This is a genomic window from Streptomyces sp. NPDC059695 (assembly GCF_042733785.1).
Classification (GTDB): domain Bacteria; phylum Actinomycetota; class Actinomycetes; order Streptomycetales; family Streptomycetaceae; genus Streptomyces.
Window position 1 is genome coordinate 15437 of record NZ_JBHWFF010000012.1, and the last position, 16409, is coordinate 31845.

The following is a 16409-nucleotide window of genomic DNA, read 5'->3' on the forward strand; positions in this document are numbered from 1 at the left end:
CGCCGACGCGCACGACGCAGGACACTGGGCCGGATTCGTCGGGCACGCGCGGAGGGGGAACGCAGATGCGGGAGAGTCACCGGGCCGAGGCCGAGGCGCTGTTGGAGCGGGCCGTGGCGGAGGAGGTGAGGGCCCGGGGAGGCGCCCCGGCCGACGCGGAGGTGCTGCTCGCGCGGGGCCGGGCGGGCCTCGACGCGATGGCGGCGGGCGCGGGCGGGGAGTACGCGGCCTATCTGCGGGCGGAGGGCGGGCGGACGCGGGCGGGCCGGCTCACGGGACCGGCCGTCGGGGGTCCCGCGCTGGTCACGGGTGTCGCCGCCGCGGCGGCCTTCGGAGCGGACCTGGCGCTCGGTACGGCGGCGGGGACGGCGCTCGGTGCGGGCGCGGCGGTCGCGGTGGCCGGGGCGGCGGCGACCGTCCTGCGCGTGACGGCCGGCCACCGGGCGCCGGACGGACCGGGAGAGACCGAGCGGCTCCGGCGGGAGTGGCTGGCGGCCCTGGAGATCCGGGGCGTGCGGCCGTTCCTGGAGCGCGAGCGGGCGCGGGCGGACCTGACCGGGGGCGGCGCGCCCGGGGAGCCGGGAACGGGAGCGCCGGAGAGCGTCGCCGGGCCGGGCGGGGCCCGGGACCCGGAGGCCCGCGCGGCCGGGGAGGAGGCGGGTGGCGGAACGACGGCCGCCCCCGGGGCCGGGACCACGCCGAAGGCCGGGGCCGCCGACCGGTGGGTCCGGGGAGCGGACCGGAGTGCCGCCGCCCGGAGCCGCAGCGTCCTGGCGCGGTCCTTCGGACATCTGCCCGATCCCGGCGGGTTGTTCGCCGGGCGTCGGGAGGAGCTGGGCCTGATCTCCGGCTGGGCGTCGGCCGGGCGGGCCGGGACCGTCGACCGGCCGACCGTGGTGCTGCTGCACGGCGCGCCCGGGTCCGGGCGCACCGCCCTCGCCGTGCGGGCCGCGCACGCGCTGCGCGACCGGTTCCACGGGGCCTGCGTGGTGGACCTGCGGGGCGGCGGGACGGGCGAGCGGCCGGTGACGACCCGGGAGGCGCTGCTGCACCTGCTGAACCGGCTCGGCGCCCCGCGCGACCGGCTCCTGTTCCGCGAGGGCGCCTCGGCGGACGAACAGGTGCGCAGGCTGTCGGAGTTGTACCAGCGGCAGCTGGCCGGGGTGCCCGTGGTGCTGATCCTCGACGACGCCGCCGACCCCGCCCAGGTGCGGGCCCTGCTGCCCGGGCGTTCCGCCGGCCTGGTCCTGGTGACCTGCCGGGAGCCGCTGGACCTCGGCGGGGACGTCCCGGCCGACGTGCACGCGCTGCCGGTCGACGCGCTCGACGCGGCCGGCGCCGAGGAGCTGCTGCGCGCGACCGCCGGAGCGCCCGACCCCGGCCCGTACGACGCCGAGGCGTTCGAGCGGATACGGGAGCTGTGCGGCGGCCTGCCGCTGGCGCTGCGCGTGGCGGGGTCCCTGCTCGGGCACCGCTCGATGGACGACCTCGCGCATGTGCTCGCCCGCCCCGGCTGGGGTACCGATCCCGTCGAACGCGCCCTCTCCGTACGGTACTTCCTGGACTTCGACGCGGACGCCCGGCAGCTGCTGCGGCGGCTCGCGCTGGCCGGGCGGGCCTCCCTCGGCGCGGCGGCGGCTGCGGCCCTGCTCGGCGGGGGCGGCGGGGCGGAGGCGGCCGGGCGGCTGCGGGAGCTCGCCGGCGCGGGACTGCTCGACCACGTGCGCGGGGAGCGGTACCGGCTGCACGACGCGGTGCGCGGATTCGCGTCCGCCCGGCTCCTGGACGAGGAGGACGCGGGCGAGATCGCGGCGGCGCAGGAGCGGCTCGTGCGGAACCACGCGGAGCTCGCCGACGCGGTGATCCGGATGGTCGACGGCAAGATGTCGACCCGCGCGGACCGGTTCGACGGGCACGGCTTCGGTTCCCTGGAGGCGGCGCTCGGCTGGCTCGACGAGGAGTCCAGCTTCCTCACGGCGGCCCTGCGGCACGCGGAGGGCGTCGACCAGGAGACCGTTCTCGGCCTGCTCAGCGCGCTCTGCGACTACTGCCTGCTGCGCGGCGACCTCTACCGGCTCGGGGAGATCGAGGAGCTGGCCGAGTCCGTCGGGCAGGGGCTGCTGACCCGCTCGGTGCGGTGGCGGACCGGCATCGCGGCCCGGCAGCTCGGCGAGCTCGACAAGGCCCACACGACGCTGACCTCGGTCGTCTCCCTCTACCAGGAGGCCCATCAGGACGCGGGCGCCGCGCTCGCGCTCTGCTCGCTCGGGATCACGCTGCACCACCAGGGGCGGCTGACGGAGGCCGCGGAGCGGCTGCGGGAGGCGCTGGCGCTCCAGGAGCCGGAGTCGCTGGCCGCCGACCGGGGGTGGACGCTGCACGCGCTGGCCGCCGTGGAGCGGGACCGGGGCGATCTGGCCGAGGCGACGGCGCTCCTGGAGCGGTCGCTCGCGCTGCACCGGGAGCACGAGTCGCCGCACGGCGAGGCGTGGGCGCACTTCCAGCGCGGTCAGGTGCTGCTGCTGCGGGGCGACGTGCCGGGCGCGCGGGAGGAGCTGCGGCTCGCCCTGGAGATCTACGGGCGCGTGCACGACGGGCGCGGCGGGGCGTGGGCGCTGACCCAGCTGGCCCGGGTGCGGCTGGCCGCCGGGGAGGCGGAGCCGGCGGTGGAGGAGCTGCGCGGGGCGCTCGCCCGGCACCGGGAGCAGGAGGACGCGCGCGGCGAGGCGTGGACGCTGTACTACCTGGGGCAGGCGCTGGAGGAGCGGGGCGACCGGGACGAGGCGGTGCGGGAGCTGGGGCGGGCGCGGTCGATGTTCTCGCGGATGCGGGACCTGTACGGGCTGGCGTGCGCCCGGCACCAGCTGGGGCGGGTCACCCGGGACCAGCAGGGGGCGCGGGCCGGGAACCTGCGCAACTCGGGGTTCGCCCGGCAGCTGCTCGTGGACGCGCGGGCGGACTTCCGCCGGATCGGGGTCGCGCACGGGGAGGCCTGGGCGTGCCTGGAGCTGGCGGTCGTGGACGCCGGGAACGGGCGGGTCCCGCAGGCGCTGGCGCTGTGCGAGGAGGCGCGGGCGCTCTTCGACGCGTACGGGGACCGGCGGGGTGCGGACTGGGCCCGTCTGCTGCGCTGCGGGCTGCTCCCGCACGCGGTCCCGGACAGCCCGGAGCCGGGCACGGCGTCGGCGCGCGAGGAGCTGGCGGCCCTGGCGGCGGACCGGCATCCGGCGCGCGACCCGCGGGTCGACGACTGCGCCGAGGCCCACGTCCTGCTCCTGAACCGCGGCATCGCCCCCACGACCCCGTGGCAGGCCTGGGACCTGGGCCTGGTCCCGTCCCGGCGGGCCAGGGAGGTGCTGGGGGTGCCGGGCCCCCGCTGACGCGCGGGGTACCGGGGTGCCCCGAGGCCCGCGGGGTGGGGTGTGCCCCCCCTTGGCCCGCGGGACGCCCCGGGCCGCCGGGAAGCGGGAGCCGCCCCCGGCCCGTGCCTCTGCGGTGCGGGCCGGGGGCGGTCGGGTCACCTGCCCTGGGTGCCGGCCTTCTTCGCCGGGGCGTCCGGGGTCGTCGCCGACGGGTCCGGGGCCTCTTCGAAGGAGACCTTGCCCATGTGGCGGTTCATCGACTTCATCAGCATCCAGACCGCGAGGGCCAGGGCCGCGAAGACGACGAAGCCGAGGACGCCGGGGGTCACCTTGTTCTTGTCCAGCTCTTCGGCGGCGAAGGGGACAAGCTGGGTCAGTGCCAGGTGTGCGCTCATGTCAGGCATTGTCGCGGATGCCCGCGAAGAGATCTTCCTCGGGGAGGGAGGTCGGGACCAGCGCCTTGCTGAGCTCGTACTCCTCCGTCGGCCAGACCTCCTTCTGGATGTCCATCGGGACCCGGAACCAGCCGCCGTCGGGGTCGATCTGGGTGCGGTGGGCGATCAGGGCCTTGTCGCGGGTCTCGAAGAAGTCGGCGCAGGGCACGTGGGTGGTGAGGGTGCGCGCCTTGCCGCCGAACTCGTCCCAGCGCTTCAGCCAGTCCCCGTACGGCGACTCCAGGCCGCGCTCCAGGAGGGCGTTGTGCAGGGCCTCGGTGCGGGGGCGGTTGAAGCCCTGGTTGTAGTAGAGCTTCAGGGGCCGCCAGACCGGGCCGAACTCGGCCTCCGGGTACTTCTCGGTGTCGGCCGCGCCGTCGAAGGCCACCATCGTGATCTTGTGCGTCATGATGTGGTCGGGGTGCGGGTACCCGCCGTTCTCGTCGTAGGTCGTGACGACCTGCGGACGGAAGGAGCGGATCTTGCGGACCAGCGCGCCGGCCGCGCCGTCCACGTCCTCCAGGGCGAAGCAGCCCTCGGGCAGCGGGGGCAGCGGGTCGCCCTCGGGCAGGCCCGAGTCGACGAAACCGAGCCATTCCTGGGAGACGCCGAGGATCTCGCGGGCCTCGTCCATCTCCTTGCGGCGCACCTCGTGGATGTTCGCCTCGATGTAGGGGTCGCCCTGAAGCTGGGGGTTCAGGACCGAGCCGCGCTCGCCGCCCGTGCACGTCACCACCATGACGTCCACCCCCTCGGACACGTACTTGGCCATCGTGGCCGCACCCTTGCTCGACTCGTCGTCGGGGTGGGCGTGAACGGCCATCAATCGCAGCTGCTCAGTCAAGACTCGATCCTCAGTGATTCGACGCGGAGGGTGGTCTCTATAGTGACGGAATCGGGGGAGTGAAAATTCCGCCACCCCCGGCTTCGAGAGGATCCCCCATGAGCGCGGTGCGAGAGCAGCTGCCCGAGGGACGCTACGGGCGCTCCGCGGACGAGCGGGCCGACCGCAAGCTCAGGGTCGTCGGAGCGGTGCTCGGGGTCGTGTTCCTCGGCGTGATGGGCTGGTTCGGCTGGCACTACGTCGTCGACAACAAGATCAGCGCCGAGATGATCAAGTTCGAAGTGATGAGCGACGACGAGGTCCAGGTGCACCTGGAGATCCGCAAGGACGAGGCCGTCGAGGGCGTGTGCACGCTGCGCTCGCGCTCCGAGGACGGGGCCGAGGTGGCCCGCAAGGACGTCCGCGTCGACGACGCCGCGTCCCGGATCGACCGCGTCTTCTCGCTCCGCACGACCGCCCGCGCGACGAGTGCCGAGCTCATCGGGTGTACGGCCCGGTAGCGGTGGGTAGGGACGGGGTGTCGAGTCCCGGCGAGTCACTGCGGTGACCTGGGGAGACGCCATCTTGATGGTTTATGTCCTCCCGCTTTCCGCCACTCATTGTTAGGCTCGTGGTTTCGCCCACCCGGGACAGCAAGGCCTTCCCGTGTAGGGCGATGCTTTGTATTCCCAGTACCTACGAGGAGCACCTGTGACCCAGACCAGCGACAACGTCACCTGGCTCACCCAGGAGGCGTACAACAAGCTCAAGGACGAGCTTGAGTACCTGTCTGGTCCCGCGCGCACGGAGATCACCGTCAAGATCGCCGCCGCCCGCGAAGAGGGGGACCTGCGCGAGAACGGCGGGTACCACGCGGCCAAGGAGGAGCAGGGCAAGCAGGAGCTCCGCATCCGCCAGCTCACCCAGCTGCTCCAGCACGCCAAGGTCGGCGAGGCGCCGGCGGACGACGGTGTCGTCGAGCCCGGCATGGTCGTGACGATCGCCTTCGACGGTGACGAGGACGACACGATGACCTTCCTGCTCGCCTCCCGCGAGTACGCGAGCGACGACATCGAGACCTACTCGCCGCAGTCGCCGCTCGGCGTCGGCGTCAACGGCAAGAAGGCCGGCGACGACGCGGACTACGAGCTGCCGAACGGCAAGAAGGCCACGGTGAAGATCCTCAGCGCGAAGCCGTACACCGGCTGAGCCGCCTCCTTGAGCGAAGGGCCGGCCCCCGGGGGGGCCGGCCCTTCGTCCTGCATGCACATGTAATGATGCGCCCCTGACGTCACGTCACCAGGGGGAGGACGAGGTGCTGGGACCGCTGCGCGGGGATGCGCCACGCCGGATCGGACCGTACGAGGTGCTCGCACGGCTCGGCGCCGGCGGCATGGGCGAGGTGTTCCTCGCGCGGGACGCCGACGGAACCGGCGGCGGTGTGTTCGTCGCCGTGAAGACCGTGCGGCGGGACGTCGCAGGCGACCCGGCCTTCCGGGACCGCTTCCGGCGCGAGATCAAGGTCGCCACGCTCGTCGACAGCGCGTACGCCGCCGCGCCGGTCGGCGGTGACGCCGACGCCGAGGTGCCCTGGCTGGCCACCGCGTACGTCCCCGGGCCCAGCCTCTCGCAGGCCGTGCGGCGCGGCGGCCCGCTGCCCGTCACGACCGTGCGGGCGCTCGGCGCGGACGTCGCCCGGGCCCTCGCCGACCTGCACGGGGCCGGGGTCCTGCACCGGGACCTCAAGCCCGGCAACGTCATGCTCTCCGTCGACGGCCCCCGGCTCATCGACTTCGGCATCGCCCGCAGCAGCACCGCGACCACCATGACCGCGACCGGTCTGATGGTCGGGACCCCCTCCTTCATGTCCCCCGAGCACGTGGCCGGCGCCCGCCGGGTCACGGCCGCCTCCGACGTGTTCTGCCTCGGCTCGCTGCTCTGCTACGCGGCGACCGGTGAGGACCCCTTCGGCGACGGTCCCCTCGCGGCCGTCCTGTACCGGGTCTCCCGGGCCGAGGCCGACCTCACCCGCGTCCCGGAGGAGCTGCGCGGGACGATCGCCGCCTGCCTGGCCGTGGACCCGGAGGAGCGGCCCGCGCCGCGGGAGCTCGCCGGGCTCCTCGGCGCCGGGACGCGGAAGGTCTTCCCGTGGACGGAGGGCGTACGGGACCACATCGGCGAGTACGGCAGGGAGCTCGCCCAGCTCGTCGCCTCGGGCGGGCCGCTCCTGGAGGCGCCCGCCGGGCCCGCCGTCACCCCGGCCGTCCCCGGTCCGCACTCCGCGCCGACGCTCGGGCCGGTGTCCCCGCCCACCGTCCCCGCCTCCGCGGCGCCCCGGAAGCGGCGGAAGCGGCTGCTCGCCGCCGTCCTCGCGCTCGCGGTCGTGGCCGGCGGCCTCGGCACGTATCTGCTGTGGCCCGACCCGGCGCCGCCGAAGGCGCCCGTCACGGCGGGCCCGCCGGCCGGGCCCCGCGTCCCCGGCGTGAGCGACCGCGGCCCCGCCGACGCCTCGGGCGTCGTCGCGCAGAACGCCGCCCAGCGCCCGGCCGGCTGGACGCCCTGGCGGGCGAAGCTGACCGCCCCCGCGTTCGGCTGCTCGGCCGGGGAGAAGGCGCTGGTGTGCCGGACGACGGACGGCCGGTACGAGGCGCTGGACCCGGCGAACGGGAAGCGGCTGTGGACCGCCGACCTCGTGGCGGACCCCCGTGACGACGTGAGCTTCATCGGGCCCACCGGCGGGATCTTCATCGCGGGCGGCACCGCCGTGCCCGCCGTCCACGACGGTTCCGTCGTCCTGTTCTCCGGTGAGCGCGTCCAGGTCCGCGAGGCCCGCAGCGGCACGGTGCGCTGGGAGAAGAGGAGCACCTCCGGCTCCAAGCTGCGCACGCAGCCCGTCGTGGGCGACGGCACGGTCTTCGTCCCGACCGGTGACGACACCAGCGGCCGGATGACGGCCTTCGCGCTGGCGGACGGCCGGGAGCTGTGGTCCAAGGCGCTCACCAACGCCGAACTCGCACGCGGGGAGTTCCGCAGCTTCGAGCCCGTCGCCTACGCGAAGGGGCTCGTGTACGCGCTCAGCGACGGCGGCTTCGTGGCGTTCGACGCGAAGACCGGCCAGCAGCGCGGCCAGGTGCCCCCGGCGGCCAAGGGGTGCGACAGCCTCCTCGTCCAGGGCCGGTACGCCTACTGCGCGCCGCTCGACGCGACGAACCAGGCCCCGCTCGTACTGCACCGCCTGGACGCCACGACGCTCGCCCCGGTGGGCGGCGGCCCGCTGGCCGTCCCGGCCGCGGTGGCGAAGTCGGGCGCCTGGCCGACCGCCGTGTCCGCCCGGGCCGCCGTCGTCCTCGACCGGGGGGCCATGCGCTGGGCCGACTGGCACAACACCAGCGCGCCCGAGGGCGCGTTCGTCCTCGACCCGGCCACCGGCAGGCTGCTCGGCCACTACCCGCTTCCGCAGGCCGGGGCGGCCGACGGGAAGCGGCAGCTCGTCTCCGACCCGCTGATCGCCGGGAACTCCGTGCTGTGGGCGGACTTCGCGTCCCTGCACCTGGTGCCCCTGGGCAGCGACGGCAAGCCCGGCAAGGAGCGGGTCGTGCCCGTGCCCGGCGCCCCCGGGCCGCGCGCCGACGACCCGTACGACCGCGTGTCCGGCACCTCCCTCGACCGGGAGATCCGTCCGCCGGTGGTCCTCCCGCTCGGCGGTGTGGCCCACGTCGTGTACGACACCGGGGTCGTCGCCTCCGTCGCGCTCCCCGGCGAGAAGGAGTAGCCCCGTGCTGGAAGCCCTGCCACCGGGACCCCCGCGACTCCTCGGCCCCTACCGGCTGCTCGCCCGCCTCGGCGCCGGGGGCATGGGCGAGGTGCACCTCGCCTGCCGGGCGGACGCACCGACGGCCGATCCGTACCGGATGGTCGCGGTGAAGACCGTGCGGGAGGACCTGGAGGTCGACGGGGACTTCCGGACCCGCTTCCGGCGGGAGATCGCGGCGGCGCGCACCGTGGACGGGCCGGGCGTCGCGCGGCTCGTGGACGCGGACGCCGACGCGCCGTCGCCGTGGCTGGCGACCGCGTACGTGCCGGGGCCGTCGCTCGCGGAGGCGGTCGTGCGTTCCGGGGCGCTGCCCGTCCCGGCCGTCCGGGCCCTCGGGGTCGCCCTGGCGCGGGCGCTCGCGGACGTGCACGCCGTGAAGGTGCTGCACCGGGACCTCAAGCCGGCGAACGTGCTGCTCGCCCCGGCCGGGCCGAAGCTGATCGACTTCGGCATCGCGCAGGCCTTCGAGGCGACCGCGCTGACCTCGACCGGACTCGTGGTGGGCTCGCCGGGGTTCATGTCGCCGGAGCACCTGGTGGGCAGCCGGGCGATGGTGCCCGCCTCGGACGTGTTCTGCCTGGGCGCGGTGCTGGCGTTCGCGGCGAGCGGCCGGGGGCCGTTCCACGACGACGAGATGGCGGCCGTGATCTACCGGATCAGCCGGGCCGAGGCCGAGCTCGACGGGGTTCCGCGGGAGCTGCGGCCGGCCGTGGAGCGCTGCATGCGGCTCGACCCGGCGCAGCGGCCGTCGGCGGCGGAGCTGGCGGAACTCCTCGGCGGCGGGGACGCGCCCGAGGTGTTCCCGTGGCCGGGCGCGGTGCTCTCGCTGCTCGCCGAGTACGGGGCGGCGGCCCGGAGCGCCGGGGAGGCGGCGGCCTCCGGCGCGGGCGTGGCCGACCTGCCGACGCTCGGCCCGGTCGTGCCCTACTCCCCCACGGCGGTGACGGACCGGCCGGTGCTCCCCCAAGCGCCCGTGGAGCGGCGTCGCCGCCCGTGGGGCGCGGTGGTCGGGGGCGCGGTGGCGGTCGCGCTGGTGGCGACGGTGGGCGTGGTGCTCCTGGCCGGGAACGACGGGCAGGGCGGTGCGGGCGGGGCCGCGGGACCGTCGGCGACCGGCCCCGGGGCGAGCACCGCGACGCCGCCGGTCGTCGCGCTGAGCCGGGTGGTGCAGCCGTACGGCGCGGCCGGCCGGTCCCGTGACTTCGGCACGGCGGCGACGGACCCGGCCCACCGCCCGGCGGGCTGGTCGCCCTGGACGGCCCGGACCGACTGGCCGATCGGTTCCTGCGCGCTCTCCCCGAAGGTCCTCGTGTGCACGGGCTCGGGCGGCTCGGCCGTCGGGTTGAGCGCCTCGGACGGCCGGAAGCTGTGGGCGGTGCCGGGGAAGCGCGAGACCTCGCCGGTCGGCCCGCTGTATCCGGCGGTGGTCGACGACACGGTGTACCTGTCGGACGCCGACGGGATCACCGCGTACGGACTCGCGGACGGGGCGGCGCGGGGCGTGATCCCGGTGCCGGACGGCGGCTGGGCGGTGAAGAGCACGGACCTGCTGGACGGCGTCCTGTACTCCTCGTACTTCGGGCTCCGGGAGGACGGCACGGGACTCGTCACGGCCGTGCGGCTCAAGGACCGCAGGATGCTGTGGCGCTCGGCGGTCCCCGGTGTCCCCGAGCAGGTGGTGGCCGTGGACGGCCGGGTGCTGGTACCGCTCGGCGACCGGCCGCCGGTCGCGCTGGACGCGGCGACGGGCAGGGAGGCGGCGCGGGCCACGGAGCCGTGCGGCTCCCTCACCGCGCACGAGAGGAGCGGGAGCGTGCTGTGCTGGGGCCGCGCCGACCGCTCGGTCGCCGTCCTCGACGCCCGGACCCTGAAGCCGCGGCACACGCTGGGCGTGCGGACGACCCTCGCGCCCGCGGTGAGCGCGGACGGGCGCGTGGCCCTCCTCGACGCCACGGGGACGCTGGTCACGTACGACGTGGCCGACGGCCGGGAACGGTGGCGGACCGAGCCGCTGTCCCGGGACCGTGTGTACGTCGCGGGCGACCGCGTGATCACGGCGAGCAGCGACCGCGTCACGTCGTATCCGGCCGACGGCAAGGGCTCCGAGGACTACCGGCCGAACATCCCGGAGGGGGTCGAGACCCCGGAGTTCCCCCCGGAGGTGCTCGCCGCCGGAGGGGCGGTGTTCCTCGCCTTCCCCGAGGGCCTGGTGGTCTCCGCGTACCTGCCCTGACGGCTCCGCCGGTCACCGGGTCCTCAGGCCGTCGCCGAGCGGTACTTGCGGACCGAGAGCGTCCGGAAGACCACGATGATCAGGATCGACCAGAGGAGCGAGGCCCACACCGGGTGCTGCATCGGCCAGGCGTCGGAGGTCGAGACCCCGGGGTTGCCGAAGAGCACGCGGCAGGCCTGGACGGTCGCGCTGAAGGGGTTCCACTCGGCGATGGGCTGGAGCCAGGAGGGCAGATTGCTGGAGTCCACGAACGCGTTCGAGATGAACGTGACCGGGAAGAGCCAGATCAGTCCGCCGGAGGTCGCCGCCTCGGGGGTGCGGACCGAGAGGCCGATCAGCGCCCCGATCCAGGAGAAGGCGTAGCCGAGGAGCAGCAGCAGGGCGAAGGCGCCGAGGGCCTTCGGGACGCCCTCGTGGATGCGCCAGCCGACGAGCAGGGCGACGATCGCCAGGACGAAGAGGGTGAGCGTCGTCTGGACCAGGTCGGCGAGCGTACGGCCGGTGAGGACCGCGCCACGGGCCATCGGCAGCGAGCGGAAGCGGTCGATGAGGCCCTTGTGCATGTCGTCGGCGATGCCGGCGCCCGCTCCGGCGGTGGCGAAGGTGACGGTCTGGGCGAAGATGCCCGCCATCAGGAACTCGCGGTAGACGGCCGGCGAGGTGGAGTCGCCGATCTGCATGGAGCCGCCGAAGACGTAGCTGAACAGCACGACGAACATGATCGGCTGAATGAGCCCGAAAATGATCATTTCGGGAATGCGGGACATTCTGATCAGGTTGCGGCGGGCGATCACGAGCGAGTCGCTCACGGACTGGACGACGGCCCCGCGCCGGCGCGGGGCGGCCAGGTCGTCGGTCGACCCGATGACGGTGGTCACTTCACGGCCTCCTTCCGGCTCCTCCCGGCCTCGGCCGCCGCCCGCCGCTCGGCCTCCTCCTCGTCCCGCTCGGCCGCGTGGCCGGTGAGGGAGATGAAGACGTCGTCGAGGGTCGGGCGGCGCAGGCCGATGTCGTCGATCTCGACGTCGACGGCGTCCAGGTCGCGGATGACCTCGGCGAGCAGCTTGGCGCCGCCGGTGACGGGGACGGTGAGCCTGCGGGTGTGCTCCTCGACGGACACCTCGCCGTGGCCGATCCCCGCGGCGCCGTAGCGGGCGAGGACCTCCCGGGCCTCGGGGATCGTCTCCCGGTCGTGCACGACCACCTCGACGCGCTCGCCGCCCGTCTGGGCCTTGAGCTGGTCGGAGGTGCCGCGGGCGATGGCCCGGCCCCGGTCGATCACGCAGATGTCATGGGCGAGGTGGTCGGCCTCCTCCAGGTACTGGGTGGTGAGGAGCAGCGTCGTCCCTCCGGCGACGAGCTCCTTGATGACCTCCCAGAGCTCCTGCCGGTTGCGCGGGTCGAGACCGGTCGTCGGCTCGTCCATGAACATGACCGGCGGGGAGACGACGAGGGCCGCCGCGAGGTCGAGGCGGCGTCGCATGCCGCCGGAGTACGTCTTCGCGGGCCGGTCGGCCGCGTCGGCGAGGTGGAAACGGTCGAGCAGCTCACCGGCCCGCGCCTTCGCGGCCCGGGACCTCATCTGGTAGAGCTCGCCGACCATCTGCAGGTTCTCCCGGCCGGTGAGGTACTCGTCGACGGCCGCGAACTGGCCGGAGAGGCCGATCGAGCGGCGGACCTCGTCGGGGTGGCTGAGGACGTCGATCCCGGCGACGACGGCCCGTCCGCTGTCGGGCTTGATGAGGGTCGTCAGGACCCGCACGGCGGTCGTCTTCCCCGCGCCGTTCGGGCCGAGCAGGCCCAGGACCGTGCCCTCCGGCACGTCCAGGTCGACCCCGTCCAGAGCTCGTACGTCGCCGAAGGTCTTCACCAGACTCTCGGCGTAGATCGCGCCTGGCATGTGGATTCTCCCAGGGAGATTCGGGCGTTTCCTACCGATCCTAGGATTTCCGTGCGCCGCGCGCCCGGTGAAGGGGAGACCCGGGACGCACGATCATGCGGGGGCGTACGGGACGTCCCTCAGCGCGTCCCGGGCGTCCCGACCGGGTCCCGCGCGGTGGCCCGGGACACCCGTTGGCGTGCTGTTGGCGGGCCGTTGGTCACGGGGACGAAGCTGGGGGCCTGGCACGGAGCACGACGAACGGGGAGCACGGAATGGCTGTCGGCGCACACGGTACGGGCAGAGTCGGCGGGACGAGCGGGACGGGCAGGACAGGAGGGCCCGGGGGAACGGGCAGGACCGGCGGGGCGGGATCGACGGGCGGGGCGGGATCGGCGGGTGAGACGGGCGACCGGGGGTGCTCCGGTTGTGCCGGGTGCGACACGACGACGCCGTGGGCCGAGCTGGCCGCCGAGATGCGCCGCATCAAGTGCGCCACCGAGCTGAGCTACGGCAAGCTCGCGCAGCGCACGCACTACAGCCGCTCCTCGTGGGAGCGGTTCCTGAACCAGAAGCAGTTGCCGACCCGGGTCGCGGTCGAGGAGTTCGCCGCGGCCGCCGGGACGGACCCGGGTCCCCTGCTGCTCCGCCTGGAGCGCTCGCTCGCCCACGAGACGGCCGCCCGCGCGGCGACCGCCGCCCGTGAGGGGGCGCGGGAGGGTGCGCGGGGCGGGGAGCCGGCGCTCGTGCCCGCGATCCCGGCCCCCGGACGCGAGTCCGGCCTGCCGGGCCTCGGCCGGCCCCTGGGCCTGCTCGCGGCGGGGGCCCTGGTCGGCGGCGGCCTGGTGACGGTCCTGAACCGGGCGGCCCGGGTCCGCAGGAGCCTCTGAGACGGAAGGGCCGGAAGGGGCGGGAGAGCCGGAGGAGGCGTACGCGGGCTCTCGGGCCCGGGCGGTGACGCCGGGCGGACGGAGGGACGCCCTGCGCACGGAGGGACGCCGGGCGGACGCGGGCTCGTCAGCCGAGCACCGCGTACCCGGCGTCCCGCAGCGCCTCCTCCACCTCCCGGCAGTGCTCCGGGCCCTTCGTCTCCAGGTGCAGCTCGACCTCCACCTCCGTCAGGCCGAGGCGCGGATCGGTGCGTACGTGGCCCACGTCCAGGACGTTCGCGTCGACCACCGTCAGGACCGCGAGCAGCGTCGCGAGCGCCCCCGGCCGGTCCGTGACGCGCAGCCGCAGGCTCAGGTAGCGGCCCCCGGCGGCCATGCCGTGGCGCAGGATCCGCTGGAGCAGGAGCGGGTCGACGTTCCCGCCGGAGAGGACCGCGACGACCGGCCCGCGGAAGGACGCCGGGTCGGCGAGGAGCGCGGCCACCGGGCTCGCGCCCGCCGGTTCGACCACCAGCTTGGCCCGCTCCAGGCAGAGCAGCAGCGCCGAGGAGAGGGCGTCCTCGGAGACCGTACGGACCTCGTCGACGTACTCCCTGACGAGGGCGAACGGCACGTCGCCCGGGCGCCCGACCTTGATCCCGTCCGCCATCGTCACCGGCGCGTCGATCGCGACGGGGTACCCGGCGGCCAGCGAGGGCGGGTAGGCGGCGGCGCCCTCCGCCTGGACGCCGATGACCTTCACGTCGGGGCGCAGCGACTTCACCGCGAGCCCGATGCCGGCCGCGAGCCCGCCGCCGCCGACGCCGACGAGGATCGTCCGGATCTCGGGGCACTGCTCCAGGATCTCCAGGCCGACGGTGCCCTGCCCGGCGATGATGTCGGGGTGGTCGAAGGGGTGGATGAAGACCGCGCCGGTCTCCCGGGCGTACTCCTCCGCCGCCGCGAGCGTCTCGTCGACGACGTGGCCGTGCAGCCGGACGTCGGCGCCGTAGTCGCGGGTCGCCGCGACCTTCGGCAGCGGGGCTCCGAGCGGCATGAAGACGGTCGCGTGCACGCCGAGCAGCTGGGAGGCGAGTGCGACGCCCTGCGCGTGGTTGCCGGCGGAGGCGGCGACCACCCCGGCCGCCCGCTCCTCGGGCCGCAGCCCGGAGATCCGCACGTACGCCCCGCGGAGTTTGAAGGAGCCGGTCCGCTGGAGGTTCTCGCACTTGAGGTGGACCGGGGCTCCCACCAGCGAGGACAGGTGGCGGCTGCCCTCCATCGCCGTCGTCCTGGCCACCCCGGCCAGCATCTTCTGCGCCCCCCGCACGTCGTCGAGCATCAACCGGTGCAAGGGGTGTGGCGTACGGAAGCTCATGACAGCAAGTCTCGCAGCTCACGGCCCCCGTGGCCGTCCGGCGGCCGGGTCGCCGGACGGGTTTGCGCAGCGCCGGTACGGACCCCGGCGGGTCCGCGTACTCTGTCCCCCACCGACCGACCACCCCCGCACGAGAGAGACCCACAGCCATGCCCAATTCTCAGGACATGACGACTGCGCTCGACCCCGGTCTCCTCGATGCCCTCCAGCACCAGGTGGCCGTCTTCGCCCGCCGCGCCGAGCAGACGCGGCTCGGCGGCACCGGGCAGCTCCGTAACTCCATGGACCGCGCGGCCTACCTCCTCCTCAACCGGCTGGACCAGGAAGGGCCGATGGGGGTGAAGGCGCTCGCCGCGGGCATGGGGATCGACTCGTCCACGGTGACCCGCCAGGTCGCCCCGCTCGTCGACACCGGCCTGGTGAAGCGGACCTCGCACCCGGAGGACGGGCGGGCGGTCGTGCTGCAGCTGTCGCCGCGCGGTCTCGCGCGCCTGGAGGAGGTCCGGTCCTCGCGCCGCCAGCTGATGGTCGAGGTCACGGAGGGCTGGACGCCGGACGAGCGGGAGTCCTTCTGCTCGCTGCTCACCCGCTTCAACACCGCCCTGTCCGCCCGGCAGTCGGCGCACGCGGGCCACGTTCCGGCGGAGCCGGCCGGGGGCGCCGCGCCGGAGTCCGGGGTCACGGCCTGACGGAGCGCCGCCGCGCGCCGGGGACGGAGTCCGCGCAGACCTCTTGACCCCGCACCCGCGCTGTCCTCAGATGAGGAGGTGCGAGAGCAGCAGCGCGGGCGGAGTGCCGAACACGCCCACCGCACCCGGGAGTTCGACGCGTTCGTGGCCGGGGCGGCGGGGCGGCTGCTGCACGCCGCGACGCTGCTCACGGCCGAGACCCGTACCCGCAACCCGTACGCCCAGGCCCTGCTGACGGCCGCCCTCGCGCACACGTACGCGGTGTGGGACCGGCTGCGCGACGAGGATCCATACGATCTCGCCCGGCGCGACCTCGCCGCCCGCTTCGCCCGCACCGCCTGGAGACACCACGGCGGTGACGGCGGGGTGCTCGCCGCGCTCTCCCCGCAGGAGCGTCTCGTCGTCGTCCTGCGTCTGTACGAGGGGGTCGCGGAGGAGCAGGTCGCGGCGCTGCTCGGCCTGCCCGAGGCCCGGGTCCGCGCGGTGTGCGCCCGCTCGGTCGCCGCGCTGCGGGCGGCGGCCCGGGGCGCACCGGGCACCGCCGGGGCGGCCGCGTGAGCCGGCACGAGGACAAGGAGGCGGCGGTCCGGCGGCTGCTCGACACGCCCCATCCGCCCGTCCCCGGCGACCTGGCGCTGCGCGCCGCCGAGCGCGGCACCCGGCGGCTCCACCGGGCCCGGCGGGTGCGGCGGGTGCTGTGGGCCCTGGGCGCGGTCGCGGTGCTCGCGTTCGTCGTCTGGGCGTCGACGACCCACCCGTGGGAGGTCCCGCCCGCGGAGACGACGCCGCCGCTGGAGGGCTGGTGACGGCCGGGAGGCCCGGCCGTCACCGCGCGGGACCAGGCCGTCCCTTTCGGATCGTGCCGGGCTCACGACGCCTGGCACGCACGCTCCAGACGCCGCTCCCTCATCCGGCCTGATCCGAAGGA

At 75.2% G+C, this 16409-nt stretch carries 14 protein-coding genes; 9 read left to right on the forward strand and 5 right to left on the reverse strand.

Annotated features, from left to right (window positions below):
• The first annotated feature begins 65 nt into the window (after window positions 1-65).
• Window positions 66-3380 carry an ATP-binding protein gene (locus tag ACFV2S_RS16750; protein ID WP_385558998.1) on the forward strand — a complete coding sequence of 1105 codons (3315 nt, stop codon included), beginning with the start codon at window positions 66-68 and terminating at the stop codon, window positions 3378-3380.
• Between the two features lie 137 nt (window positions 3381-3517).
• On the opposite strand, the gene ACFV2S_RS16755 is transcribed toward ACFV2S_RS16750, so the two are convergent.
• Both ACFV2S_RS16755 and mca read right to left on the reverse strand, forming a co-directional pair.
• Window positions 3518-3766, reverse strand: coding sequence for a hypothetical protein (locus tag ACFV2S_RS16755; protein WP_385559001.1), 249 nt, complete (start codon window positions 3764-3766; stop codon window positions 3518-3520).
• Window positions 3759-4640 (reverse strand): mycothiol conjugate amidase Mca, encoded by an 882-nt coding sequence (mca, locus tag ACFV2S_RS16760; protein ID WP_383791969.1) that lies wholly within the window; start codon window positions 4638-4640, stop codon window positions 3759-3761. Before mca ends, ACFV2S_RS16755 begins: the two co-directional genes overlap by 8 nt.
• Before the next feature lie 98 nt (window positions 4641-4738).
• On the opposite strand from mca, the gene ACFV2S_RS16765 reads away from it, so the two are divergent.
• From ACFV2S_RS16765 to ACFV2S_RS16780, 4 genes are all read left to right on the forward strand, one after another.
• Complete coding sequence (locus ACFV2S_RS16765; protein ID WP_385559004.1) at window positions 4739-5140, forward strand: DUF4307 domain-containing protein; 402 nt, start codon at window positions 4739-4741, stop codon at window positions 5138-5140.
• Between the two features lie 190 nt (window positions 5141-5330).
• Window positions 5331-5828 carry a transcription elongation factor GreA gene (gene greA, locus ACFV2S_RS16770; protein WP_383791974.1) on the forward strand — a complete coding sequence of 166 codons (498 nt, stop codon included), beginning with the start codon at window positions 5331-5333 and terminating at the stop codon, window positions 5826-5828.
• A 106-nt stretch (window positions 5829-5934) separates the two neighbouring features.
• On the forward strand, window positions 5935-8391 hold the full coding sequence (locus ACFV2S_RS16775; RefSeq protein WP_385559007.1) for a PQQ-binding-like beta-propeller repeat protein: 2457 nt from the start codon (window positions 5935-5937) through the stop codon (window positions 8389-8391).
• Window positions 8392-8395: 4 nt separating this feature from the next.
• The gene (locus ACFV2S_RS16780; protein ID WP_385559010.1) at window positions 8396-10666 is read left to right on the forward strand and encodes a protein kinase; all 2271 of its coding nucleotides are present in this window, start codon (window positions 8396-8398) and stop codon (window positions 10664-10666) included.
• Between the two features lie 23 nt (window positions 10667-10689).
• Here ACFV2S_RS16780 and ACFV2S_RS16785 read toward each other — a convergent pair whose 3' ends face one another.
• The gene (locus ACFV2S_RS16785; RefSeq protein ID WP_385559481.1) at window positions 10690-11433 is read right to left on the reverse strand and encodes an ABC transporter permease; all 744 of its coding nucleotides are present in this window, start codon (window positions 11431-11433) and stop codon (window positions 10690-10692) included.
• 107 nt (window positions 11434-11540) lie between these two features.
• Window positions 11541-12566: an ATP-binding cassette domain-containing protein gene (locus ACFV2S_RS16790; RefSeq protein ID WP_385559013.1), complete on the reverse strand. Its 1026-nt coding sequence runs from the start codon at window positions 12564-12566 to the stop codon at window positions 11541-11543.
• A 455-nt stretch (window positions 12567-13021) separates the two neighbouring features.
• Here ACFV2S_RS16790 and ACFV2S_RS16795 point away from each other — a divergent pair, with 455 nt between their 5' ends.
• Window positions 13022-13435: a helix-turn-helix domain-containing protein gene (locus ACFV2S_RS16795; protein WP_385559016.1), complete on the forward strand. Its 414-nt coding sequence runs from the start codon at window positions 13022-13024 to the stop codon at window positions 13433-13435.
• Between the two features lie 127 nt (window positions 13436-13562).
• Here ACFV2S_RS16795 and ilvA read toward each other — a convergent pair whose 3' ends face one another.
• Window positions 13563-14792, reverse strand: a complete 1230-nt coding sequence (gene ilvA, locus ACFV2S_RS16800; protein WP_385559019.1) for a threonine ammonia-lyase — start codon at window positions 14790-14792, stop codon at window positions 13563-13565.
• A gap of 149 nt (window positions 14793-14941) precedes the next feature.
• On the opposite strand from ilvA, the gene ACFV2S_RS16805 reads away from it, so the two are divergent.
• From ACFV2S_RS16805 to ACFV2S_RS16815, 3 genes are all read left to right on the forward strand, one after another.
• Window positions 14942-15481 carry a MarR family winged helix-turn-helix transcriptional regulator gene (locus ACFV2S_RS16805; protein WP_385559022.1) on the forward strand — a complete coding sequence of 180 codons (540 nt, stop codon included), beginning with the start codon at window positions 14942-14944 and terminating at the stop codon, window positions 15479-15481.
• A gap of 78 nt (window positions 15482-15559) precedes the next feature.
• A complete protein-coding gene (locus ACFV2S_RS16810) occupies window positions 15560-16039 on the forward strand; it encodes a sigma factor-like helix-turn-helix DNA-binding protein (protein ID WP_383798886.1) in 480 nt (159 codons plus the stop codon).
• A complete protein-coding gene (locus ACFV2S_RS16815; RefSeq protein WP_385559025.1) occupies window positions 16036-16287 on the forward strand; it encodes a hypothetical protein in 252 nt (83 codons plus the stop codon). The genes ACFV2S_RS16810 and ACFV2S_RS16815 overlap by 4 nt, the downstream gene beginning before the upstream one ends.
• Window positions 16288-16409 lie beyond the last annotated feature (122 nt).

Excerpts from the sequence above, each read along its gene's own strand:
- ACFV2S_RS16750 (WP_385558998.1), top strand. The coding sequence starts at position 66 with ATGCGGGAGAGTCACCGGGCCGAGGCCGAGGCGCTGTTGGAGCGGGCC.
- ACFV2S_RS16755 (WP_385559001.1), bottom strand. The coding sequence starts at position 3,766 with ATGCCTGACATGAGCGCACACCTGGCACTGACCCAGCTTGTCCCCTTC.
- ACFV2S_RS16765 (WP_385559004.1), top strand. The coding sequence starts at position 4,739 with ATGAGCGCGGTGCGAGAGCAGCTGCCCGAGGGACGCTACGGGCGCTCC.
- ACFV2S_RS16785 (WP_385559481.1), bottom strand. The coding sequence starts at position 11,433 with ATGTCCCGCATTCCCGAAATGATCATTTTCGGGCTCATTCAGCCGATC.
- ACFV2S_RS16790 (WP_385559013.1), bottom strand. The coding sequence starts at position 12,566 with ATGCCAGGCGCGATCTACGCCGAGAGTCTGGTGAAGACCTTCGGCGAC.
- ACFV2S_RS16795 (WP_385559016.1), top strand. The coding sequence starts at position 13,022 with ATGCGCCGCATCAAGTGCGCCACCGAGCTGAGCTACGGCAAGCTCGCG.
- ilvA (WP_385559019.1), bottom strand. The coding sequence starts at position 14,792 with ATGAGCTTCCGTACGCCACACCCCTTGCACCGGTTGATGCTCGACGAC.
- ACFV2S_RS16805 (WP_385559022.1), top strand. The coding sequence starts at position 14,942 with ATGCCCAATTCTCAGGACATGACGACTGCGCTCGACCCCGGTCTCCTC.